The organism is Caballeronia zhejiangensis, from assembly GCF_022879815.1.
Lineage (GTDB): Bacteria > Pseudomonadota > Gammaproteobacteria > Burkholderiales > Burkholderiaceae > Caballeronia > Caballeronia zhejiangensis.
Genome location: NZ_CP084288.1, coordinates 224,650 through 247,722 on the forward strand (window position 1 = coordinate 224,650; position 23,073 = coordinate 247,722).

Annotated in this window: 23 protein-coding genes; 14 read left to right on the top strand and 9 right to left on the bottom strand. The window is 64.9% G+C overall.

What is annotated here, in order from left to right; all coding sequences use genetic code 11:
• Window positions 1-4: 4 nt before the first annotated feature.
• From LDZ23_RS33845 to coxB, 5 genes are read right to left on the bottom strand one after another with little or no spacing between them, the layout of a single operon-like run.
• Window positions 5-931 carry a cytochrome c oxidase assembly protein gene (locus LDZ23_RS33845; protein ID WP_008345747.1) on the bottom strand — a complete coding sequence of 309 codons (927 nt, stop codon included), beginning with the start codon at window positions 929-931 and terminating at the stop codon, window positions 5-7.
• Window positions 910-1,245: a hypothetical protein gene (locus LDZ23_RS33850; RefSeq protein ID WP_033535647.1), complete on the bottom strand. Its 336-nt coding sequence runs from the start codon at window positions 1,243-1,245 to the stop codon at window positions 910-912. The genes LDZ23_RS33845 and LDZ23_RS33850 overlap by 22 nt, the downstream gene beginning before the upstream one ends.
• Complete coding sequence (locus LDZ23_RS33855) at window positions 1,242-1,871, bottom strand: cytochrome c oxidase subunit 3 (protein WP_008345745.1); 630 nt, start codon at window positions 1,869-1,871, stop codon at window positions 1,242-1,244. Before LDZ23_RS33855 ends, LDZ23_RS33850 begins: the two co-directional genes overlap by 4 nt.
• Complete coding sequence (ctaD, locus tag LDZ23_RS33860) at window positions 1,868-3,790, bottom strand: cytochrome c oxidase subunit I (RefSeq protein ID WP_244808878.1); 1,923 nt, start codon at window positions 3,788-3,790, stop codon at window positions 1,868-1,870. Before ctaD ends, LDZ23_RS33855 begins: the two co-directional genes overlap by 4 nt.
• The gene (gene coxB / locus LDZ23_RS33865) at window positions 3,787-4,743 is read right to left on the bottom strand and encodes a cytochrome c oxidase subunit II (RefSeq protein ID WP_008345743.1); all 957 of its coding nucleotides are present in this window, start codon (window positions 4,741-4,743) and stop codon (window positions 3,787-3,789) included. Before coxB ends, ctaD begins: the two co-directional genes overlap by 4 nt.
• Window positions 4,744-4,883: 140 nt before the next feature.
• Here coxB and LDZ23_RS33870 point away from each other — a divergent pair, with 140 nt between their 5' ends.
• The 3 genes from LDZ23_RS33870 to LDZ23_RS33880 all read left to right on the top strand — a co-directional run bounded on the left by LDZ23_RS33870 (window position 4,884) and on the right by LDZ23_RS33880 (window position 6,100).
• The gene (locus tag LDZ23_RS33870) at window positions 4,884-5,321 is read left to right on the top strand and encodes a CBS domain-containing protein (RefSeq protein WP_033535648.1); all 438 of its coding nucleotides are present in this window, start codon (window positions 4,884-4,886) and stop codon (window positions 5,319-5,321) included.
• 105 nt (window positions 5,322-5,426) lie between these two features.
• Entirely contained in the window at window positions 5,427-5,771 is a 345-nt protein-coding gene (locus LDZ23_RS33875) for a response regulator (RefSeq protein ID WP_008345740.1), read from the top strand.
• 110 nt (window positions 5,772-5,881) lie between these two features.
• Window positions 5,882-6,100, top strand: a complete 219-nt coding sequence (locus LDZ23_RS33880; RefSeq protein WP_008345738.1) for a hypothetical protein — start codon at window positions 5,882-5,884, stop codon at window positions 6,098-6,100.
• A gap of 18 nt (window positions 6,101-6,118) precedes the next feature.
• Here the strand turns inward: LDZ23_RS33880 and LDZ23_RS33885 are convergent, their stop codons facing one another.
• On the bottom strand, window positions 6,119-7,246 hold the full coding sequence (locus tag LDZ23_RS33885; protein WP_051078957.1) for an L-dopachrome tautomerase-related protein: 1,128 nt from the start codon (window positions 7,244-7,246) through the stop codon (window positions 6,119-6,121).
• A gap of 158 nt (window positions 7,247-7,404) precedes the next feature.
• On the opposite strand from LDZ23_RS33885, the gene LDZ23_RS33890 reads away from it, so the two are divergent.
• Window positions 7,405-8,424 (top strand): FUSC family protein, encoded by a 1,020-nt coding sequence (locus tag LDZ23_RS33890; RefSeq protein WP_008345734.1) that lies wholly within the window; start codon window positions 7,405-7,407, stop codon window positions 8,422-8,424.
• 62 nt (window positions 8,425-8,486) lie between these two features.
• Window positions 8,487-9,698 carry a DUF2252 family protein gene (locus LDZ23_RS33895; RefSeq protein WP_008345732.1) on the top strand — a complete coding sequence of 404 codons (1,212 nt, stop codon included), beginning with the start codon at window positions 8,487-8,489 and terminating at the stop codon, window positions 9,696-9,698.
• 14 nt (window positions 9,699-9,712) lie between these two features.
• Here LDZ23_RS33895 and LDZ23_RS33900 read toward each other — a convergent pair whose 3' ends face one another.
• Window positions 9,713-11,104 (bottom strand): aminotransferase-like domain-containing protein, encoded by a 1,392-nt coding sequence (locus tag LDZ23_RS33900; RefSeq protein ID WP_008345729.1) that lies wholly within the window; start codon window positions 11,102-11,104, stop codon window positions 9,713-9,715.
• A 401-nt stretch (window positions 11,105-11,505) separates the two neighbouring features.
• Between LDZ23_RS33900 and LDZ23_RS33905 the strand changes: the two genes are divergently transcribed.
• The 9 genes from LDZ23_RS33905 to scpA are packed head-to-tail and all read left to right on the top strand — an operon-like array spanning window position 11,506 to window position 20,118.
• Window positions 11,506-11,988 carry an MSMEG_0572/Sll0783 family nitrogen starvation response protein gene (locus LDZ23_RS33905; protein WP_008345727.1) on the top strand — a complete coding sequence of 161 codons (483 nt, stop codon included), beginning with the start codon at window positions 11,506-11,508 and terminating at the stop codon, window positions 11,986-11,988.
• A gap of 5 nt (window positions 11,989-11,993) precedes the next feature.
• A complete protein-coding gene (locus LDZ23_RS33910) occupies window positions 11,994-13,001 on the top strand; it encodes a Nit6803 family nitrilase (RefSeq protein WP_033535685.1) in 1,008 nt (335 codons plus the stop codon).
• On the top strand, window positions 12,994-14,064 hold the full coding sequence (locus tag LDZ23_RS33915) for an MSMEG_0568 family radical SAM protein (protein ID WP_244808879.1): 1,071 nt from the start codon (window positions 12,994-12,996) through the stop codon (window positions 14,062-14,064). Before LDZ23_RS33910 ends, LDZ23_RS33915 begins: the two co-directional genes overlap by 8 nt.
• A gap of 1 nt (window position 14,065) precedes the next feature.
• Window positions 14,066-14,626, top strand: a complete 561-nt coding sequence (locus LDZ23_RS33920; protein ID WP_008345722.1) for an MSMEG_0567/Sll0786 family nitrogen starvation N-acetyltransferase — start codon at window positions 14,066-14,068, stop codon at window positions 14,624-14,626.
• Window positions 14,623-15,573, top strand: a complete 951-nt coding sequence (locus LDZ23_RS33925; RefSeq protein WP_008345719.1) for a sll0787 family AIR synthase-like protein — start codon at window positions 14,623-14,625, stop codon at window positions 15,571-15,573. The genes LDZ23_RS33920 and LDZ23_RS33925 overlap by 4 nt, the downstream gene beginning before the upstream one ends.
• 22 nt (window positions 15,574-15,595) lie before the next feature.
• A complete protein-coding gene (locus LDZ23_RS33930) occupies window positions 15,596-15,880 on the top strand; it encodes an MSMEG_0570 family nitrogen starvation response protein (RefSeq protein ID WP_008345717.1) in 285 nt (94 codons plus the stop codon).
• 30 nt (window positions 15,881-15,910) lie between these two features.
• A complete protein-coding gene (locus LDZ23_RS33935) occupies window positions 15,911-17,200 on the top strand; it encodes an MSMEG_0569 family flavin-dependent oxidoreductase (protein WP_008345715.1) in 1,290 nt (429 codons plus the stop codon).
• A 9-nt stretch (window positions 17,201-17,209) separates the two neighbouring features.
• The gene (locus tag LDZ23_RS33940; RefSeq protein WP_008345713.1) at window positions 17,210-18,034 is read left to right on the top strand and encodes a Pnap_2097 family protein; all 825 of its coding nucleotides are present in this window, start codon (window positions 17,210-17,212) and stop codon (window positions 18,032-18,034) included.
• Complete coding sequence (gene scpA, locus LDZ23_RS33945; RefSeq protein ID WP_008345711.1) at window positions 18,031-20,118, top strand: methylmalonyl-CoA mutase; 2,088 nt, start codon at window positions 18,031-18,033, stop codon at window positions 20,116-20,118. The genes LDZ23_RS33940 and scpA overlap by 4 nt, the downstream gene beginning before the upstream one ends.
• On the opposite strand, the gene LDZ23_RS33950 is transcribed toward scpA, so the two are convergent.
• Window positions 20,111-22,420 (bottom strand): M48 family metalloprotease, encoded by a 2,310-nt coding sequence (locus LDZ23_RS33950; RefSeq protein ID WP_008345709.1) that lies wholly within the window; start codon window positions 22,418-22,420, stop codon window positions 20,111-20,113. The genes scpA and LDZ23_RS33950 overlap by 8 nt on opposite strands.
• A 7-nt stretch (window positions 22,421-22,427) precedes the next feature.
• Complete coding sequence (locus tag LDZ23_RS33955) at window positions 22,428-22,901, bottom strand: hypothetical protein (RefSeq protein WP_008345708.1); 474 nt, start codon at window positions 22,899-22,901, stop codon at window positions 22,428-22,430.
• Between the last annotated feature and the right edge of the window lie 172 nt (window positions 22,902-23,073).

A 23,073-nucleotide genomic window follows, 5' to 3' on the forward strand; every position in this document is an offset into this window, starting at 1 on the left:
GTGCTCATCCTTCGCTGGCCACGTCGGCGACGGCGCGCGGCGGCGGCCGCCGCATCAGCCAGCGCGCGCCGACGAGCAATCCGCCGATCAGATACGCAAGCCCGCCCGGAACCCACATCACCAGACCGCCGAGTTGCTGATCCTGCAAGGGATCGAAGCCGAGGGCGCGCGTCGTCTCGATGCACGACGGATACCAGACACCCGGCGCGAGCGTCAGCAGCGCACCGAGCGCGCCGGTGTGGACCATCGTCGTGAAGAGGGAAAGCATCGCGTGGGCATTGGATGCGCCCTGTGCCTCCGATGCGCGGCCGAACACCGTCCACCAGAACAGCAGCGCGCTCGCCAGAAAACTGGCGTGCTGAAGCGTGTGGATGCCGGGGCGCGCGAGCGCCGCCTCGAAGAAGCGCGGCGCGTGCCAGCACCACAGCGCGGCGGCGTGCAACGTCCACGCGACGACGGGCAAGGTCAGGAAGCGCCATGGCAGTTTGATCCAGCGTGAACGCGTCGCCGCGCCGATGCGCGCTCTCGCGTTCGCGGGAAACGCCCAGAGCCACACGGCGAGCGGCCGGCCGATGACGAGCAGCGGCGCGGCCACGAGCATGAAGAGCTCGTGCTGCAGCATGTGCGCGGAGAAGAGCCATTCGCTCAATGCGTGCAGCGGCGAAACCAGCGCGACGACGAGCGTCGACCATCCGGCGGCGAACGCGATCAGCTTCGCGGTCCGCTCGCGACGGCCTTGCGCGCCGCGCTTGTTCAGCTTCAGATAGCCGGCGAGATAGAGCGTCAGGCTCGCCGCCAGCACGGCGACGATCCACGGCTCGAACGTCCACGCGAGCGGCGATGCCTCCGTCGCTGCGACGTGGGCATACGCATCGGCGGACGACAGGAGCACGCAAGGCAGCGCGCATTTCAGCAGGCGGACAGTAGCCATTGCGGTATCGAAATCGCGATCACGGAAAGCACCGACAGCGCGCCCACACCGGCTGCGACCGCCGCGATGAAACCGGCGCGTGCCGGACGGTCGCCGGTATCGGGCGTCGGCAGGGCGAGTTTGCGCCGCGCGTCGCGCCAGCGCTGCCATGCGAGCAGCGTCGCGGCCACGCAGACGATCGCGCTCGCGCCGCTCACGCCGTCGAGCAACGCATGGCCTCCGAGCCGGCACGCGGGCGTCACCAGCGCGTAGTTCAAGCTGAGACAGGCGAGAACGATGAACGGAGCGCCGAGCAGCGCGAGCCAGGTTTTCATAGCCGCGCCGCCCAATAGATGACGCCGTAGATCGGCAGCCAGCTCAACACGACGAAGTACCAATAGAGCGCGTTTTCGCTGACATCGACGAGCCGCTTGCCCTCGAACGGCCCCGTAAAGAGCAGCACCGTGAGCACGGCCGTATCGACGGTATCGGTGATGAGGTGAGTCGTGTGCAGACCGAGCAGCAGCCAGATGACCGAGCCATACGCGTTCGCGTACCAGCTCACGTTGAGCGATGCGAATTCGAATCCGCGTATCACGAGGAAAATCACCGATGCGCCCAGGCACACCGCGAGCCAGATCGCCGCTTTCCGGCGATCGCCACGTTCCGCCGCGTTCTTCGCGAGCTGGTTCGGCCACAGGCTGGCGAGCAGCACGACCGTGTTGAGCGTGCCCCAGAAAAGACGCGGCGGCTCGGCCGCCATCGGCCAGGCGGGGGCGCGCGTGCGCAGATAGAAGACCATCATCACCGCGATGGCGAACACCGTGCCTTCGATCAGCATCAGGCCGGCCGTGCTCCACCACATGAGGCTGCGGTGACTGAAGGCGAAGGTCGGCAACGCGCGCACGTCGAGCACGAGCTCGCCGGTGCCGTGCGCTTCGCGGCGCGTTTCGGCGTTCATGGCCGGCGCTCCCGCGCGACCGCGAGCCGGTTCTCGCCGCGACTCGGCCAGAACCAGCCGATCATCGCCACGGCGACCGGCAGCGACGCCCATACGATCGCCCACGGCGTGTAGATCGAGCCGATGAACAGAATCGTCGTGGCGACGGCGCTTGCGAACGGCCACAGAGAGGGCGTCGGAAACATCGGCCGATGATCGGGCTGCGCATCGAGCACGCTCGTCACGAGCACTTCGCGCGCATCGGCGGCGAGACCCGCGACGAAGGCCGGTTGCGCGGACGGCTCCCACAGCGGATCGCGTCCGTGCACGACCGGAATCGCATCGAAGTTGTGCGGCGGCGGCGGCGACGGCACGCTCCATTCGAGCGTGCCCGCGCCCCACGGATCGGCGGCGGCGCGTTCGTCGCTGCGCATCGTCTTCACGACATTGACGATGAAAAGCAGCACGCTCAACGCGATCATGTAAGCGCCGATCGTCGCCGTGAAATTCATGCCGTCCCAGCCCATGCCGTGCGGATACGTCCACACGCGCCGCGGCATGCCTTCGAGTCCGAGCAGATGCATCGGAAAGAAGGTCACATTGAAGCCGATGAAGAACAGCCAGAATTGCCACTTGCCGAGCCGCTCGTCGAGCAAGCGTCCCGCGAATTTCGGAAACCAGTAGAAGAACGCGCCGAAGAGCGGAAACACCGCGCCGCCGAGCAGCACGTAATGCAGATGCGCGACGACGAAGTACGTATCGTGAACCTGGAGGTCGAGCGGCACCGACGCGACCATGATGCCGGTCATGCCGCCCATCACGAGGATGAAGAAGAACGCGAGGACGAACAATAGCGGCACACGCAGATTGAGCTTGCCGGTCCATAGCGTGCCGATCCAGCAGAAGATCTGTAGCGCCGATGGAATCGCGATCATCAGGCTCGCCGCCGTGAAAAAGCTCTTGCCGAGCTCGGGAATGTTCGTCGCGAACATGTGATGCACCCACAGCCCGAAGGCGAGGAACGCCGTGGCGATGAGCGACAGCACCATCGCCGGATAGCCGAATATCGGGCGGCGCGCGAACGTCGGAATGATCGACGAGATGAAGCCGAGCGGCGGAATGAAGATCAGATACACCTCGGGATGGCCGAAGAACCAGAAGAGGTGTTGCCACAGCAAAACGTCGCCGCCCTTCGCCGGGTTATAGAAATGCGTGCCGACGAGGCGGTCGAGAATCAGCGCTGTGCTGCACAGCATGACGGCGGGCATCGCGAAGATCACCATGAACTGCGTCACGAGCGTCGCCCAAACGAAGAGCGGCATGCGGTTGAGCGACATGCCGGGCGCGCGCAGCTTGAAGATCGTCGTGATGAGAACCACCGCTTCGAGCAGGCCGGAAAGCTCGGTGAAGGTAATCATCTGCGCCCAGATGTCCGTGCCCTTGTTCGGCGAGTAGTCGGGACCGGCGAGCGGCACGTAGCTGAACCAGCCGGTGTTCGGCGCGGTGTTCACGGCGAGCGCGGCGAACAGCAGCAAGCCGCCGAACAGGAACACCCAATACGCATACGCATTCATGCGCGGAAATGCGATGCTGCGCGCGCCGATCATCAAAGGCACGAGGTACGCGGCGACGGCCTGCATCACCGGCACGGCGAAGAGGAACATCATCGTCGTGCCGTGCATCGTGAAGAGTTCGTTGTAGAGGTTCGGGCCGATCAGCCGCTGATCCGGACGCGCGAGCTGCGTGCGCATCGCGAGTGCGAGCAAGCCTGCGAGCACGAAGAACACGAAGGTCGTCACGATGAAGCGTCGCGCAATCGTCTTGTGATTGACCGCGCTCAACATGCCGATGAAGCCCGGCGGATCGCTCCAGGTTTTCGCGAGCGCATCGCGCACTTCGGGCGATGCGTGCGGACCGTCTGTCAGCGGTGCTTCACTCATTTGAGCGTCTCCATCCAGACGAGCAGCGCTTGCAGATCGGCGGGCGGCAGGCGCGTCGGCGGCATGACGGTGCCGGGCTTGAGCGCGCGCGGATCGACGATCCATCCGGCGAGATTGCCGCGATTGTTGGAAAGCGTCCCGGCCGCGATGAACTGCCTGCTCCCGACATGCGTGAGATCGGGGCCGATCGTGCCTTGCGCTTCGGTGCCGCGCACGGTGTGACAGCGCGCGCAGTCCTGGCTCATGAACACGTCGCGGCCGCGCACGGCGATGTCGTCCGATGGCGCGATGGACGGCTGGCGCTGACGGGCCGCCCACGCTTCATACTGCGCAGGCGGATCGGCGATGACCTGAAACGCCATCAACGCGTGTTCGTAACCGCAGAACTCGGCGCATTGTCCGCGATACACGCCCGCCTTGTCCGCGCGAAACTCGATGGTCGCATCGCGGCCGGGAATCATGTCTTTCTTGCCATGAAGATTCGGCACCCAGAACGTGTGGATCACATCGGCGGCTTTCAGCGACACGACCACCGGCCGTCCGACCGGCACATGGAGTTCGTTGGCGAGCGTGAAGCCGGGCGCGTCGCCATCGTTCGCGTAGCGCACTTGCCACCACCATTGATAACCCGTCATCTCGATGCGCAACGCGTTGTCGACGGGCAGGCGCGAGAGCGCGCGGTCCGTGAGGACATCGGCGAGAACGAGACCGAAGAGCAGAAACGTGGACACGCCCGTCGCGGCGACGACCCAGAAGCGCACGCGCGGCTCGCGATGCCCGACGGCGGAGAGATCCGCAGGCGTTGCGCGATTCGCGCGAGGCGCGCGCATCATCGCGATGAGACACGCGAGCAGAATCGCCGCGAACACAACGCAGCAGACGGCCAGCGTCAGATGCCACAGGTCGAGAATGCGGCTGGCTTGAATGCCCGCGGGCGTCAATGCGCTTTGCATGGGTGCATCGTCTCTATGGACAGAAAGCGGACGTGCGACCTGATTAGCAATCGGCGTGCCGCACGCTGACGCGAGACGAGGGCATGACGGATGCTGTTTCTCTCATCGCGAGAACAGCGTGATTCAGACGGGAGAATGTCATGACCAAGGTAGCCGATGTAATGACACGAGACGTGCAGGCGATCGCGTCGGGCGACACGATTCGCCGCGCGGCCGAGCTGATGGACGAATTGAACGTAGGCGCGCTGCCGGTATGCGACGGCACGCGGCTCAAGGGCGTCGTGACGGATCGCGATATCGTGGTTCGCGCGGTATCGGCGGGCAAGGATGCTTCGTGCGCCGTGCAGGAAGTGGCGAGCGAGCCGGTGGAATGGTGCTTCGAGAGCGACGATATCGAAGACGCGATGCGCCGGATGGAACGGTTGCAGATACGCCGTATGCCCGTCGTGAACGGAGAAAAGCAACTCGTCGGGATGCTTGCGCTGGGAGATATCGCGACATGGTCGGACGGCGAAGTTGCGTCGACGCTCGGCGCGATATCGACGCCGTCCGTGCCGAGTCGCGATGAACCGAAATAGCGTCGTGTCGAAGTCCGTCCGAGCGGTACGGGATTTGCTCGCGTTGCGACAGGATGCGCGTCCCTTCAAACACCGGGAGCCGGCCGCAATCGGCCGGAATCGACAATGCTGTTTCTGTTCGTCGAAGATGATGCAAACGTCGCCGCGGCTTTCGCCGAACTGGCCGCCTCGCTCGGCCATCACGCGGACGTCGCGCGTACCGGCGGCGAGGCGCTGCGCATGACAGGCCAGACTCGCTACGACTCCGTGTTCATGGATATCGGCTTGCCGGATATCGACGGACGCAAGCTCTGCGAATTCGTGCGCTGCGCGGGCGCATCGACGGAGGCGTGCATCGTCGCGGTGACCGGTACGCGCGGATTCGACATGGATTCATCGCGTCAATTCGACGGCTATCTGCGCAAGCCCGTTACCGCATCGGAACTCACGGATGTCATACGAAGCTGCTGAGGCGCCGTGCGTGCGACGTTGCGCGGATCGCGCGGCTACGTATCCTGCATAACATTCGCTTGAGGTGAGCGACGCTACGATCGCAGCACGACAACGCACGTGCTGCCTTCATGAACCGATACTTCACCAACACGCAGGGCGCCATCCGCCGCATCATCGATCTGAAGCGCAACGGGCCCGAGGCGAGCCGCGCGAACGTCGTCGGCCAGCAGAAGGACGGCACGGAAGTCCACGGACTCGAGCAAGTGCTTCTTCACTTGCGCATCGGACGCATCGCCCATTTCACTTGCAGCGGTTCATATGTTCAGGAGATCGTCTTCGTCAGCTAGCGACGAAGACGGCATTCGCTAGCGTCCCCTGATCGCATAGAGCCGCGTCGGTAACGCGACGGGGCTTTGCGGATCGAACCAGTTCATGTCGGGAATGCGCGAATCCGTGACGTAGATCGTGCCGTCCGCGCCTTCCGAGAACGTGTCGGGCCAGACGAGACGCTTGTCGCGCAGCAGCGTCGTGAAGCGATCGCCGTCACGCACGCGGATCGCGTGATGTTCGACCGACGACACGTAAAGGCGTCCGCGCTCGTCGAACCAGAGACCGTCCGCGGGACCGTCGATGCCGACCGCTTCGACGCGCGACGAAACCTGCTGCGCGCTCAACTGCGCGTTCTGAAGCGCGTCGGTCGCGATGCGATACAGCGTCTTGCCCTTCACCGCCTGCCAGTACAGATAGCGCCCATCGGGCGTCAGCGCGATGCCATCGGCGGAAAAGCTCACGCGCCGTCCGTCGGTCTGCTGCAGCGGCTTGCCGTCGACCATCACGGTCACGCTTTTGTCGGCCTGCGTGCTCGGGTCGCCGTCGAGCACGCGGCGCGCCGAGCCGGACGCCGTATCGACAACGACGATCGCGCCGCGCACGCCCGAATCGGTGATATAGACGAAGCGGCCGTCCGGGCTGATGCGGACATCGTTGAGATAGCTGCCTTGCGGTGCGATCGTTTCATCGAACGAATAGACATGCGCGACGCGGTTCGATGCCAGATCGATCTGCACGAGCTTCGGCGCGCCCGGCACGACGAGCGACTGCGCCGGCGCACCCGGATCGATGACCCACAGATTGCCGCGCTTGTCCGCGACGACGGACTGAACGCAGACCCAGTGATCCTGCGGCGTGACTTCATCGCGACGTGAATTGCGCCAGCTATTCCAATCGGCATCGGGATAGGGTCGCAGGTCGCCGGTGCTGCCGAGCTCGGCGACGGATATCGGCGCGTCTTCCGTCCAGCGCGGAAAGTTGACGAAGGTGCGGCCATCGGGCGTCACGGTAACGCCGGTCACTTGATGCTCGAAGGTCGCGACGAGCTGAAGCCTGGCATCGCCGCGTTGCCGGTCGTGTCGGCTGGCGGTTTCCTCTGCGCTGGCCATCGGCGAGAGGGCGGCGAGGCTCAGAACGAGGAGGGTTTTGACGAGCGGTCTCATGATCGGCTCCGATTCGGGGATGCGCCATTTCAGCAATCGCAATGCCGTGGCATGGGCACAGGCGATGCTCGCATCGTGCAAACCTCTCAGCGACTCAAGCCGAATTGACAATCATACGAAGACGCCCCCGACGCATCGGCCGGTTCGATGCGCTGCGCATGTGCGTGCAATCGCTCATCGCGAGCGTGCTGACGTATGCGTGCATGAATTTCATCGGTTCATCGAGTACAACGTGGGGCGTTTTTTCCAGCCTGTTCGCGCTGCAGGTGAGCTTCGACCGCAGCCTCAAGTACGGCGTAGGCCAGATGATCGGCGCGGCAATCGGCACCGTGGTGGGCCTCGCGACGCTGCATTTCTTTCCCGATGCCGCCGATGCCTTCCCGCGGCTCGGTCTCGCGACGCTCGTCACATGCCTTGCGTCGACGCTCTTCCCGACGACGAACTACAGCATCGTCGTGGCGGCGGCGCTCGCGCTCGAACCATCGGCGGGCGTTGCAGGCGCGGTGTCGCGCGCCGAAGCGATCGCGCTGGGCGCGGCCATCGGCATCGGTGTGTCGTCGAGCGTGTGGCCGCAACTGTCGCGTTCGCGCGCCTTCGAGATCATGGGCGAGCTTCTCGATGACTGCCGTGCGTTGCTCGCGACGATGCCGATCCTCGGTCCGCTCGAAAACCGCGAACGCGTCGATGCGCTGCATGAGCGCTTTCTGCGCCATCTCGTCGAAGCGCGCGCGGTCTGCGGCGAGACGCGCGTGCGTGCGCGCTTCGAAACCGGATCGTCGCTCGGCGCCGCGCTCGTCGCTTTCGAAACGCTATGGCATGGACTGGTGCTGCTCGATCGCATCGGGCAATCGCAATGCGGCTGGCTGACGAACGAGGAAACGGAGCCGCTCGCGGAGCGCATCGAACCCGTGCGCGATTGCGCAAGCGGCTATCTGCAGGCACTGGCTGCATGGATGCGCGGCGGCGCACCGCTGCCGCCTGCCGAACGCTTCCTCGGGCCGCTGAACGATGCGTCCGCTGCCGTCCAATCGGATATCGCGAACGTGATTCTCGGCTACGCGAACGACTCACGGCAGTTGCAGGCGTTGTCGACGCTGTCGTTCGCACTGGAACAGATCAAGGCGAATCTCGCGAATATCGCCGGCGTGCTGGAAACACGCTTCGATCGATCCGCGTAAGCCGTTTGCAAGACGACGGCACACCATCTGCTCTGTCTTCCGACCACCTACGGCGATCGGATATGAGCAAGAACAGCAAAGCGAACAAAGGCATGCCCGCGCCCGATGACCGGCAGGCGCTTCTGACCGAACTGCGCCGTTGCAAAATGGCGCGCTCGCCGCACGCGTACGTCAGGGGCAATACCGAACGATTCTATGAGTGGGTGATGGAGGCGAACGGCGATTCGTTGCCTCGCGGCCCGGCGGTGTGGATTTGCGGCGACTGCCACACGGGCAATCTCGGACCGATTGCCAATGCCAAAGGCAAAGTGGAAATCCAGATTCGCGACCTCGATCAGACGGTGATCGGCAACCCGGTGCATGACGTCGTTCGTTTGGGCTTGTCGCTTGCGACGGCTGCGCGCGGATCATCGTTGTCGGGGCTGAACGTCGTGCGAATGATCGAGGCGCTGGCCGCAGGATATGAATCGGCATTCGCGGATGAAGTCATCGACATCAGGCGTCCCGAACCCGTTCACGTGACGATGAAGGAAGCCGTGCATCGATCGTGGCAGCATCTCGCGCGCGAGCGCATCGAGGACCTGCATCCGACGATTCCCTTGGGCAAACGCTTCTGGCCGCTTGCCGGAGACGAGCGAAAGGCGATCGAAGCGCTCTTCGCCGATGAGGACATCGCAAGCCTGCCGACGAGCCTGAAGGGACGCAAGGATTCGGGCGAGATCGTCGTGCTGGACGCGGCGTACTGGGTAAAGGGTTGCAGCTCGCTCGGCCGTCTGCGTTATGCGGTCCTGCTCGATGTCGATGGTGGCGTCGTCGAAGGCGACGACCTGTGTCTGATGGACATCAAGGAAGGCGTGAAGGCCGCCGCGCCCCGTTACGACGACGTCGCGATGCCGCGCGACAACGCCTTGCGCGTCCTCGAAGGCGCGCGAAACCTGTCGCCGTTTCTCGGTGAACGCATGCGCGCGGCCCGCCTGCTCGATCGCGGCGTGGTGATCCGCGAGTTGTTGCCGCAGGACATGAAACTCGAGATCGAGCAACTCGGCAAGGATGACGCGATGCACGTCGCGCATTATCTCGCGGGTGTCGTAGGCAAGGCGCATGCGCGTCAGATGGACGACGCAACGAAGCGCGAGTGGCGAGCCGAACTCGGCCGCAATCGATCGAAGACCATCGACGCGCCGCTATGGCTTTGGAACAGCATCGTGCAGTTGGTGAGCAGCCACGAAGCGGGCTACCTCGAGCATTGCCGCCGTTACGCGACCGACGCGTGAGGGTACGCATCGCTTCAAAGCATCGGCATATGCAGATGATGCGGATCGGCCATCATGTCCGCCACGCGCCTTAGCGCTTCGCGGCAATCCTCGCGATCCTGTGGCCCGCCGAGACACAGCCGCAGCGCATTCGGCGGATTGCCATCGGTAGAGAACGCGGCGCCGGCCACCGCGCCGATGCCTTGATTGCGTAACTGCAACGCGAGTTCCGGCGCGCTCCAGTCGGACATCGAAGGCACGGGCAGCCAGAGATGAAACCCTTGCGGATCCGCGTCGAAGGCGAGACCTCGAAGCTCCGCCGACGCGATAGCCTGCCTCGCCGCCGCTTCATCGCGAATGGAATCGAGCACGTCGGCGGCGGTGCCATCGTTGATCCATTGCGTTGCGAGCAGCACGGTGAACGGGCTCGGCATGACCGACGTCGCCCGCAACGCTCCCGCGATGCGCTGAGTCTGCCGCGACGTCGGCGCCTTCAGATACGCGACACGCAACCCCGCGCCAAGCGTCTTCGATAAGCCGGTTACGTGATACGTCAGTTCGGGTGCGAGTTCGGCAAGGGTGGCGGGTGCATCGCAAGGCAACATGCCGTAAGGCTCGTCCTCGATGATCGGCACGTTATAACGCAAGGCCACATCGGCCAGCGCTTCGCGCCGCTGCCGCGTCAACGTCAACGTGCTCGGATTCTGCAAGGTCGGATTGCAATAGAAGCCGCCGGGCTTTTCCGTTCGGCACAATGCCTCGAACGCATGCGGCAGCGGCCCTTCATCGTCGCGCAACACGGCTTGCAGACGCACGCCCAGTTGCGATGCGATCGCCTTGATCCCCGGATAAGCGAGCGAATCCAGACAGATCATTTCACCCGGCCGCGCAAGCTGCGAAACGAGCGCGACGAGCGCGCCATGAATGCCGGGACAGACGAGCACGGTATCGACATCGACATCGGGAATGCGCGCCTTGAGCCACTCGCGGCCCGCAACGCGATCCGCCGTCGTGCCGCCGAAGTCCTGATAGCGCAGCAACTGAAACGGATCGGCGCGTTCCATCAGACTCGCCGCCGATGCACGCAGCCGCGCCGCGAGCGCGGGCGGTTCGGGTGGCATGTTCATCGACATCTCGACACTGCTGCCGCCCGCGAGCGGCAAGGTCTGCGTCCTGCCGCGCACGAACGTGCCGCTGCCCGCGCGTGAATCCAGCAGGCCGCGTTTGCGCGCTTCGGCATACGCGCGCGCGACGGTCGTGTAGTTGAGCCCGAGCAGATCGGCGAGGTCGCGCAGACCGGGCAGCCGGTCTCTCGGACGAAGCCGGCCGCTCGCCAAGTCTTCCTCGATCAGATCGGGAATCGTCAGATAAGCGGGCTTTCTGCTGTCTTCAAGCTTCCTGACCCAGTGATGCGCAAGCTGATTCATGACCGCGATGTCTCCGGCGATGGTTCGGATGACCTTAGCATGACAAAACAATCGATCGAAAAGAGATCGCATGCGCTGATCGCACTTGATTGCATTGATCGCATCGATGCACGGCTTCGGTGTGCCGCGCACCATGCACACGCTTTTCTGCGCTGAAATCGTGCGTGGGGTAGGCGGGCATGAGCGAGGCGGCGCGTCGCGAAGGCCCGTGAATCAAGGCTTCCGCAAAAAATTTTCGCTTCGCGCATGCAAGATCGTTTTGCTTGATTGCAAAGTGATTGCATTTCGCGGGCCAATCATTGGCATATCCGTTGCGTTTTAGCGTTCGCCGTCGCGATGAATGCGATCGACCACGATCGAGAGCGACGGCTCGTTCGCGAACCCATACATCGGAGAATGCCATGCCCGCAGTCAATCAACCGCTTCACAAGAACGGCGACTTTCTGGTCGACTACGAAGAGAAAGTCTTCGAGGATGTGAAGGCCGAACCCGGCGAAAAGGCGCTCGTCACGTTTCATACGGTTGCGTTCGAAGGCTCGATCGGCTTCGTGAACATGCTGCAGGCCACGCGTCTGCAACGCAAGGGTTTCGATACGTCGGTGCTGCTCTACGGTCCCGGCGTCACGCTCGGTCTGCAACGCGGTTTTCCGACGCTCGGCGACGAAGCCTTCCCCGGCCATCTCAACTTCAACAAGCAACTGCAGAAGTTCATGGCCGAAGGCGGCAAGGTGTACGCGTGCCGCTTCGCATTGCAGGCGCTTTACGGACACGGCGAAGCCTCGCTGATCGAAGGCATTCGTCCGATCAACCCGCTCGACGTGCTCGATCTCCAGTTGCTTCATCGCAAGGAGAATGCGCTCGTCATCCATACGTGGACCGTGTGACGATCATGGCCGATGCCCTTTCGAAAAAGCGCATCGTGCGCGCCGCCGCCGTGCAGATCACGCCGGACTTCGAGCGTCCGAACGGCACGCTCGACCGCGTCTGCACGGCCATCGACGAAGCCGCGGCGCAGGGCGTGCAGCTCATCGTGTTCCCCGAGACCTTCGTGCCGTATTACCCGTATTTCTCGTTCGTGCGCGCGCCGGTGGCATCGGGCGCCGATCACATGAAGCTCTACGAGGAAGCGGTCGTGGTGCCGGGGCCGGTCACGCAGGCGGTGGCCGAACACGCGCGGCTCGCGAACATGGTCGTCGTGCTCGGCGTGAACGAGCGCGATCACGGCAGCCTGTACAACACGCAGCTCATCTTCGATACCGACGGCAAGCTGCTGCTCAAGCGCCGCAAGATCACGCCGACGTTTCATGAACGCATGATCTGGGGACAAGGCGACGCAGCCGGTCTCAAGGTCGTCGAAACGGGCGTCGGACGAGTCGGCGCGCTCGCGTGCTGGGAGCACTACAACCCGCTCGCGCGCTATGCGCTGATGACGCAGCATGAAGAGATCCATTGCAGCCAGTTCCCCGGCTCGCTGGTCGGTCCGATCTTCGCGGAGCAGATCGAAGTGACGATCCGCCATCACGCGCTCGAATCGGGCTGCTTCGTCGTCAACGCGACGGGCTGGCTCACCGATGCGCAGATCGAAGCCGTCACGCCCGACCCGAATCTGCAACGCGCGCTGCGCGGCGGCTGCAACACGGCGATCGTCTCGCCCGAAGGCCAGCATCTCGCCGAGCCTTTGCGCGAAGGCGAGGGCATGGTGATCGCCGATCTCGACATGGCGCTCATCACGAAGCGCAAACGCATGATGGATTCGGTCGGTCATTACGCACGGCCCGAACTGCTGAGCCTCGCGATCAACGATCGCCCGGCATCGCCCGTCACCTCCTTCAAGGACACCGAACACGATGAGCGCCCGAGAGAACCTGCCGGCATCGACACGGCAATTGATGACTGAGCTTCAGTCGACGGGCCTGCGGCTCGTCGATCCGCGCGCGGGCGTGTCGAGCCGGCGCGGCGGCGCGGGACCGTCGGATCACAAGGCGGTCACGGTCGATGGCGTGACCATCATGGTGCCCGTGCATACGAGCACCGCGTGGGAATCGCCGTTCGTCGCCGGAGAGCCCGATGCGAACGGCAAGAGCGCGCTGATGCGCAACACCATTCCGATCGCGAGCATCAGCTTTCCGAAGGCGCCGCGCTTCTATGCGATGCAGACGCTCGACGGCGTGCCTTACTCGCACATCGCGACGCTGCATAGCGCCGACGTGCTCGCGACGACCGTGCTGCAAACCTGCATCCGCTACGAGAGCCGGCGCAAGTCGTGCAAGTTCTGCGCGATCGGCCAGTCGCTCGCGGCGGGGCGCACGATCGCGCGCAAGACGCCGGAGCAGCTTGCCGAAGTCGCGCGCGCAGCCGTGCTTCTCGATGGCGTCAAGCATATGGTGCTCACGACCGGCACGCCGCCCACATCCGATCGCGGCGCGCAGATCCTTTGCGAAAGCGCGTTCGCGATCAAGGCCGCGGTCGATCTGCCGATCCAGGCGCAATGCGAGCCGCCCGACGACGATCGCTGGTTCCAGCGCATGAAGGCAAGCGGCATCGACACGCTCGGCATGCATCTCGAAGCGGTGACGCCTTCCGTGCGCGAACGCATCATGCCGGGCAAGGCGACGGTGCCGGTCGCGCGTTACATGGAAGCCTTCGAGGCGGCGGTCGCCGTATTCGGACGCGGACAGGTGAGCACGTACATTCTCGCGGGGCTCGGCGACAGCGCGCAGGCCATCGTCGATACGGCGCGCGAGCTCATCGCGCTCGGTGTGTATCCGTTCGTCGTGCCCTTCGTGCCGATCAGCGGCACGCCGCTCGAAGATCATCCCGCGCCCACGCCCGAATTCATGCGCTCGGTGCTGGCGCCCATCGGCGCGATGCTCGCAAACGCCAACATGCGTTCCGCCGATATCAAAGCGGGCTGCGGCAAATGCGGCGCGTGCTCGTCGCTTTCTTCGTACGAGGTGTGACATGTTCGTCGAAGCCATCGAGGGCGATGCATTCGATCTCGCCTATACGCCGGTCGAATATCGCGTCAAGTGGGCAACGCTGCCGTGGGAAGCGGATGAAGCGTACAAGCTGCGCCGCGCGGTGTTCTGCATCGAGCAGGGCGTGTTCGTCGGCGACGATCGCGACGAGATCGACGAACGCGCGCAACTGCTCGTTGCGCTGAGTTGCGTCGCGGGCATGCCGGAGCAGGTCGTCGGCACGGTACGCATCCACGAGACGCAGCCGCGCGTGTGGCTCGGCTCGCGGCTCGCCGTGCACGCCGCTTTCCGTTCGCACGGCAAGATCGGCTCGACGCTGATCCGGCTCGCGGTGTCGAGCGCACACGCGCTCGGATGCGAGACTTTTCTCGCGCATGTGCAGGCGCAGAACGTGCCGCTTTTCCGGCGTCTGCGCTGGGACACGCAGCGGGAAGAGACGCTCTTCGGCCGCCCGCATCATCTGATGCGCGCGCAACTCGATGCGTATCCGCCGTGCGTCACGCCGCAAAGCGGATTCGTCGCGCTGGCGCGGAGGCCGTCGTGAACGCGCTGGCCGGTCTCGTCGAACGCTTGCGCGAGAGTCGCGGCTTTCGTCACAAGAGCGATATCTCGGGCGTGTTGTCGCGGCTGCCTGAAGGCGCTCAGGCCGTGCCGATAGGCGACGACTGCGCCGCGATTCCCGATGGCGACGGCTATCTGCTCTTCGCCATCGAAGGGCTGGTGAGCGACTTCGTGCGCGCGATGCCGTGGTTCGCGGGCTACAGCGGCGTGATGGTGAACGTGAGCGATATCTACGCGATGGGCGGACGTCCGCTCGCCGTCGTCGATGCGCTGTGGAGCGGCGACGCGCAAGCGGCATCCGAGGTGCTCGCGGGCATGGCGGCGGCATCGTCGGCGTATGGCGTGCCGATCGTCGGCGGCCATAGCAACGTGCGCAGCGACCGCGCGCAGCTCGCGGTGGCGATCGTCGGGCGGGCCAGGAAGCTTTTGACGAGCTTCGACGCGCGCCCCGGCGATGCGCTCGTGATGGCCGTCGATTTGCGCGGCCGTTTCGAGGAGCCTTATCCGTTCTGGAACGCATCGGTGAGCGCGCCTGCTGGCCGCGCGCGCGGCGATTACGAACTGCTGCCCGCGCTAGCCGAAGACGGCCTGTGCGATGCCGCGAAGGACATCAGCATGGCGGGCGCGCTCGGCACCGCGCTGATGTTGCTCGAATGCTCGAAGGCCGGCGCGCGCATCGATCTCGATGCGTTGCCCTGTCCCGAAGGCGTCGATTTCGAGCGTTGGCTCACGGCGTTTCCGAGCTTCGGCTTCGTGCTGTCCGTGCGTCCCGAACAGGTCGATGAAGTGCTCGCGCGCTTTGCTTCGCGCGACCTCGCGAGCGCGGTGATCGGCCAAGTGGATGCATCGCGTGAAGTCGTGTTGACGCGCGACGGCGATGCCGCGTTGCTATGGAACCTGCACGAGGAGCCGTTCATATGCGCGCGATGAACCCCGCAACCGAGGCTACACCATGCCAGTGATGCATTTTCTGATTCGTTGGCCCGACGGCGTCGAGGCGAACTGCTATTCGCCTTCGACGGTCGTCGGCGAGTATTTCGCGGCAGGCGAAAGCTATAGCGTCGGCGATTTCGTCGCGCGTTCGCGCGAGGCGCTGCACATCGGCTCGGAGCGCGTGCGGGAGAAATACGGCTTCGCGTGCTCGGCCGCGCTCGATCAGCTTGCGCGCATCGAAGAGGATGCGAGCCGCTTCAGCGAAGCGCACGAGGCACGCGTCACCGTGCTGGCGCTCGATTGACTCACTTGTCGAATGGTAGAGGGATTGAATATGTCGAACATCGATTCAGCACAGACCGCGCCGGCGCATTACAGCGTGATCGTCATCGGCGGCGGACAGGCCGGGCTTTCGGCCAGCTACTTCCTGAAGCAGGCCAGCATCGATCATCTCGTGCTGGAAAAGCACAGCGTCACGCACACATGGCGCACGCAGCGCTGGGACACGTTCTGCCTCGTGACGCCCAACTGGCAATGCGCGTTGCCGGGGCATCCGTATCAGGGCGCGGACCCGCACGGCTTCATGAAGAAGGACGAGATCATCGACTATCTCGATGCGTTCATCGCCAAGGTGAATGCGCCGGTGCTCGAGGACGCGGCGGTCACGCGCGTCACGCGCGACGCGCAAGGACGCTTCGCCGTGACGAGCACGCGCGGCGCGTTCACGGCGGATCAGATCGTGGTCGCGTCGGGCGGCTATCACACGCCGATCGTGCCGCGCATGGCCGAGCGTCTGCCCGCTGACATCGTGCAGGTGCAGTCATCGGAATATCGCAACGCCGGTGCGCTGCCGCCCGGCGCGGTGCTCGTCGTCGGCTCGGGTCAGTCAGGCGCGCAGATCGCGGAAGATCTGCATCTGTCGGGACGCAAGGTTCATCTCGCGGTCGGCGAGGCGCCGCGTTGCGCGCGGTTTCATCGCGGTCGCGATGTCGTCGACTGGCTCGCGGACATGCGCTATTACGACATGCCCGTGACCGATCATCCGCTGCGCGAAGGCGTGCGCGACAACACCAATCATTACGTCACGGGCCGCGACGGCGGACGCGACATCGATCTGCGCCGCTTCGCGCTCGAAGGCATGGAACTGTTTGGCCGGCTCGAAGACTTCCGTGACGGCAAGCTGCGTTTCGCGACCAACCTGCGCGCGAATCTCGATGACGCCGACGATACCTATAACCGCATCAACGCGAGCATCGACGGTTTCATCGCGAAGCACGGCATCGACGCGCCTCCCGCCGCGCCTTATGTACCCATCTGGCAGCCGCAGGAAGAGCGCGCGGAGCTCGACCTGCAGGCGAGCGGGATCACATCGATCGTATGGTGCATAGGGTTCACGCCGGACTTCGCGTGGCTCGATGCGCCGGTGTTCAACGGACGCGGTTATCCATCGCATACGCGCGGCGTGACGGCGGTGAAGGGCCTTTATTTCGTCGGCTTGCCGTGGCTGCATACGTGGGGCTCGGGCCGCTTCTCCGGCGTGGCGCGCGATGCGCAATACATCGTCGATGCGGTGTGCGCCGAGCGGGCAAACGCGCCGGAGCGCGCGTCGATCGCGTGCGCGTAAAGGAAGCTCATGCCTCGTCACGACGATACGTATCGCGCCGGCATGCCGCAGCTCAATTGCGCGGGGCTCTCGGAGAACTGGCTGCTGAAAGAGTGCGGCGACCGGCATTGGGACGCGCTCGCACGCGAAACGGCGAGCGACTTCATCTCCGACGAAGGCGGCCGCGCGTATGCCGCGTTCACGTCGATCCGGCTGCGCGCCGAAGGCATGCACGATGTGCGCGAGAACGACGCGCTCTGCATACGCACCGAGCTTTCGCGTGTGGGTCCGGTGCGGCACTTCAGCGAGCATCGCGTAAGCGGCAAAGGCGGCACGATCGCCGCGTTGTCGATGATGTCCACCTTCGTGCGACGCACCGAAGCGCGCAACAATCGCTCGGTCGCGCGGGCGAGCTTTGCGAACCTCAAAGGCGAGATCGCGCCGATGAATCCGCTCATCGCCGACATGCAGGATAGGGCGCGCAAGCTGCGCCTGCGTGAAGCAGGAGCGAGCATCGACGGATTCGCTTTGCACGAGGCAGAATGCGCGCCGGTCGAGTTTTTGCCATGCCCGTACAGCGACTTCAACGGCGCCGACTTTCTGTACTTCGCGAGCTTTCAGGCGTTCGTCGATCGTGCGGAATGGCAAACGTGGCGTCTCGCGGACTTGCCCGCGCTCGTGTCGCGCGAGCTGCATTATCACGGCAACATCAACGTCGGCGAAGGGCTGCGGGCCACGTTTCGGCGCGCGTCGATCGACGATGCGCGCATCGCGCACTGGTGCGAGATCGAGCGCACGCGCGATGGCGTGAAGATCGCCGACGTGCTGACACACAAGACACGGAGACGCGCATGAACCGCGTGCCGCGCAAGCCGCTTTACACGGCGGCCGATCTGGAAGGTCTCGCGCATCTCGACTCGATGCCCGGCGCCGCGCCGTTCGTGCGCGGACCGTATCCGTCGATGTACACGACGAGACCGTGGACCCTCCGCCAGTACGCCGGTTACGCCGATGCCGCCGATTCGAACCTCGCGTTTCGCCGGGCGCTCGATCGCGGCGCGCAGGGCTTGTCCGTCGCGTTCGATCTGCCGACGCAACTCGGCTACGACTCGACCGACGATGAAGCGCGCGCCGATGTCGGTCTTGCGGGCGTGGCCATCGATACCGTCGACGACATGGCGCGTCTTTTCGAAGGCATCGCGCTAGAACGCGTCTCCGTGTCGATGACGATGAACGGCGCCGTGCTGCCCGTGCTCGCGGCGTACATCGTCGCGGCGGAGGAACGCGGCATCGCGATGGCGTCGCTCTCCGGCACCGTGCAGAACGACATCCTCAAGGAGTTCATGGTGCGCAACACCTGCGTGTTCGCGCCGGAACCGTCGCTGCGAATCGTCGCGGATGTCGTGCAGTTTTTGAGCGAGCGGATGCCGCGCTTCAAGGCGCTGTCCGTTTCGGGTTATCACTTTCAGGAAGCGGGCGCGGATGCATCGCTGGAGCTGGGGCTGACGTTCGCCAACGCCCGCGCGTATGTGCGTGCGCTGCGCGCGCGCGGCCTGAACGCGGATGCCGTCTGCGAGCAACTCAGCTTTTTCTTCGGCGTCGGCGCGGACTTCTTTGCGGAGATCGCGAAGCTGCGCGCGGCGCGGCTCATCTGGTCGGGCATGGCCGAGGAAGAGGGCGCGACGTCGGCGAAGAGTCGCGCGCTGCGGATGCATTGCCAGACGTCGGGCTGGTCGCTCGGCGCGACGCGCACGCAAAACAATATCGTTCGCACGACCGTCGAAGCGATGGCGGCAGTGTTCGGCGGCACGCAATCGCTGCACACGAATGCACATGACGAAGCGCTTGCGTTGCCATCGGCATCCGCTGCGCAGCTCGCACGCGACACGCAATTGATTCTTCAGCACGAGATGGGGCTGTGCGAGGTCGTCGATCCGTGGGCGGGTTCGTACATGATGGAATCGCTGACGGCGAGCGTCGCGGCTCAAGCGCGCGAGATCGTCGACGAAATCGAGGCGCGCGGCGGTGCGCTCGAAGCAATTCGCACCGGGTGGGTTCATCGGCGGATTCAGGAGCGTGCGGCGGCGACGCAGGCGCGCATCGATTCGGGAACGCAGACGATCGTCGGCGCGAACGCGTTTATTGCCGACGATGCCGACGACGATGCGCCCGCCTGTCTCGCGATCGATGGCGAACGCGTGCGCGTGCAGCAGTCGCACAGAATCGCCGACGTGCTGCGCCGGCGTGACGAATCTCGCGTGCGTGCCGCGCTCGCCGCATTGACGCGCGCCGCACGCGACGATGCCGGCAATCTGCTCGCGCTGACGATCGATTGCATGCGCGCCCGCGCGACCGTGGGTGAATGCACGCGCGCGCTCGAAGCCGTGTGGCCGCGTCATGATCCGGCATCGGCGAATACGACACGCGTGTACGGTGAATGTCGCCATGACGACGCATGGCACGCGGCGTGCGCTCGCGTTGCGCAACTCGGCGAAACGCTCGGCCGAAAGCCACGCATGTTGATCGCGAAACTGGGACTCGACGGACACGATCGCGGCGCGAATGTCGTGGCGTGCGCGCTGGAAGATGCAGGCTTCGATGTGACGGCTACCGGATTGTTTGCATCGCCGGCGCAGGCCGCGAAGCTCGCTGCGCAACGGCCGTACGATGTCATCGGCGTCTCGTCGCTTGCCGGTGCGCACGGCACGCTCGTGCCTCGATTGCTGCGCGAGCTTGCGGAGCGCGACGTGCACACGCCGCTCGTCGTCGGCGGAATCGTGCCCGACGAAGACGCCTTCTTGCTGCGAAAGAAAGGCGTCGCCGACATATTCAATCCAGGTTCGACGATGCACGAGATCGTCGAACGGCTGGTGAAGTTGATCTGCCCGGACGCGCGCTCCGAATCGCGCCTGGTCACTTCGCAGGCCGACTTCAGATGACGTCGCTCAGCGACTTGATCCATCCGGCGATGACCACGATCCCGAGCATGGCGACGACCGCTTTGCGAACCATCGACAAGCGGTCATGTCCGTCCGAAGACCTGCCCAATTTGCCGGCGAGCGCGCCGATCATCGAAGCGGGAAGGGCGGCCAGCGACGCCACGCCGAGGTACAGCAGCACCGACGTCATGCTCGACTCGAACGTCGATTGCGCGTTGAGGTCGATGGTCACGAGGCCGCCCACGCTCATCACCGCGCCCGCGATCGATCCGGCGCACAAGCCGTAGAGCGCGTTGAAGGCGCCCCGACGCGACGCCGCGATCAGCGCCGCGAGCGCCGCCGTCAGCGCGATCGGCATGACGATCGCGAAGCCGCTTTCGCCCGCGCGTTGCGCGACGTGCAGCAGCGCGGAGAACGTCGCGTAGATCGTGCTTTCGGCATCGTGCGGAAGGAAGCGGCGAAACCGCAACAGTTCGATCCAGAGACAGAAGACGAGCCCGGCGATGATGCCCGTCGACAGCGCGCGGCCCGGTCGGAACTCGGGAAGACGCAAGCGGAATGCGTCGTCGAGAAAGACCCACGACGACGGCGCGAGCTCGCGGCGCGCGCGGCCGAACCATCGCGATGCCCACGGAAAAAGCCACGACCCGAACGCCGCGATGACCACCGGCGGCGCGGCCATCACGAGCGACGTATAGAACGTCTGATGCGGCCCGAGCGTCACGATCGACATCGACGCGAACGTGCCCCACGCGAACATCCCCGCGACGCCCGCGATGGAAACCGCGCTCGTCAGCCTGAGCGCGAAAAGCGGCGAGCGGCTTCTCACGGCGACGCCAGTCCACGCGGCGGCCGAGCGCGCGATCCAGTCGCAGATCATCCAGCATCCGATGGCCGCGAGCACGAGCGCGACCGCGTGGACTTCGAGCACCGTCGTCAGCGTGTCGGCGGTCATGCGCGGCTGGGCCGGGCCGCCCCAAAGCAGCCCCGCGCCGAGGAGCATCTGATTGACGAAGTAGCCGAGCGCGAACACGGCGCCCGCCGCCGCCGTGCCCTTCACCGGATCGCGGCCGTTCAGCACCGCTGCATAGGCGCCGCGCCAGACGCCCGTCGTGAGCGCGCCGATCGCGAAGATCATCACGGCGAGCGGCACCACCGCCGACGCGATGATCGTCACGCGCAAGACCGCCGCTTGCGCTTCGCCGGGCACGAGGCCGAGCACGAGACCGTTCATCGTTTCGATGACGACGCCCGCGCCGAAGCCGATGCCGAGCGCATCCCACTTGCCGAGGCGAAAGAGCGGCGTGGTGTCGGCGAGCACGGCGCGACGCGCGTCGCCGCGCGGATGCAGGCTCAGGAACGTGCGCGCGCGCTTGTTGCTGTCGTCGCGCATCCGCGCGAGCACACGATCGACGTGAACGGGCGAGCCGTCCCATTGCGACGCTTGCACGTCCGCGTAAAACTCCCTCACGCGCAGCACGGACGCGCCTGACAGCAGCACGAGCGCGCTCCACAGCCCGGTCTTTGCGAGCAGCCAGGCGGTGTCGCGCAGCGCGTGCCCGGCAAACAGAGCGACGCCGAGCAAGGGAACGACGCTCACGATGACGAACGCGAAACACGCGGCAATCGTCATGAACGTCTTGTCGATGTCGCGGTTACGGATGTGCGCCAGTTCATGCAGGACGATCGCGCGGAAGGCGGCGCGATCCGCGTAGAAATAATTGGCGACGAACGCGCCGGAGAGCGCGACGTAATAGTCGCGGCGACGCCCGAACGTGACCGGCAGGCCGGTCGCGAGCGGATTCCAGACGAACGCGGGCGGCGGATTCAACTGCGCCTCGCCGCAAAGGGCGATGAGGGCATCGAAAAGACCGGGCGGATCGTCCTTTGCGATCGGCACGAGCCGCTGCGACATCAGCTTCCACGCGGGAAAGCGCCAGTAGAAGACACCGGCGAGCGCGAGCGTCGCGACGATTCCCGCGCCTTTCCACGCCATTTGCGGCCGCAGAAGCGCCATGCAATGCGCGAATTGCGGTGCGAACTGCACACGCATTTCCGAAGCGGACAGCACGTCCCGAGTCAGTAATCGCGGATCGAAAACGCCCGCGAACATATCCGACGCGCACGCGACGAGCTTTTCCGTCGCCTCGACGTGCAGGCTTTCCCAGAAATGCCCATAGAACTGGATGCTGACGCACACGATAAGCACGATCAGCAGATCGAACCTCAGCGCGATGTCGGACGGAAACGGCAACGGATTGAGCCGCGGCCTGCCCGTGTTCGTCGTGACGGATTGCAGCACGATTCGCTCACTTCTTCGGCAGGGCCAGTTGCGCGACGACGGCATCGGCAAGGTGCGCGGCTCGTGCGCGATCGAGACGCAGGCGCGAGCCGGCCGCGATCACATGGCGATGGACTTCGCCCAACTGTTCGGGGCTCAGGATCGCGACGGCTTCGGGTTCTTCGCCCCGGAACATCTTCCGCACGCGCGCGGACACTTCTTCGCCGATGGCCGTTTCCGCCGCCTTGAGCGCGATGCCGCCGAGGATCGGCATGATCTCCGACACGACCTGAAGCACGAGCGGCGTGAAGAGGATCGAGAACGATTCGGCGCCGAAGCCGAGCGCGGCATCGCGATTTTTCGATGCCCTCATCGCGGCGTCCGGATCGGCAAACCACGCCGCGCTCGCCGCCGCGAAAAGCGGCAGCTCGTTCGGCGCGAGCTGCATCAGGACATTGCGGGACAAGCCCCGGATCAGATCGTGTTCGGCGGTCGAGTCCATGTGTTGTCTGAACGCGTGGCTGCGTCTTCGTGTGTGGAAGAAAAGTGTTCGTCGTTAAGGACGAAGCAGCGCATCCGGTTCTGAACCGTTGCGGTCAACACTTCCGAACAAAATGTGCGCTACCGCACGTTTCGCCGCCTTTCAGTTTGTTTTAACGATTGAAGCCCGTTCG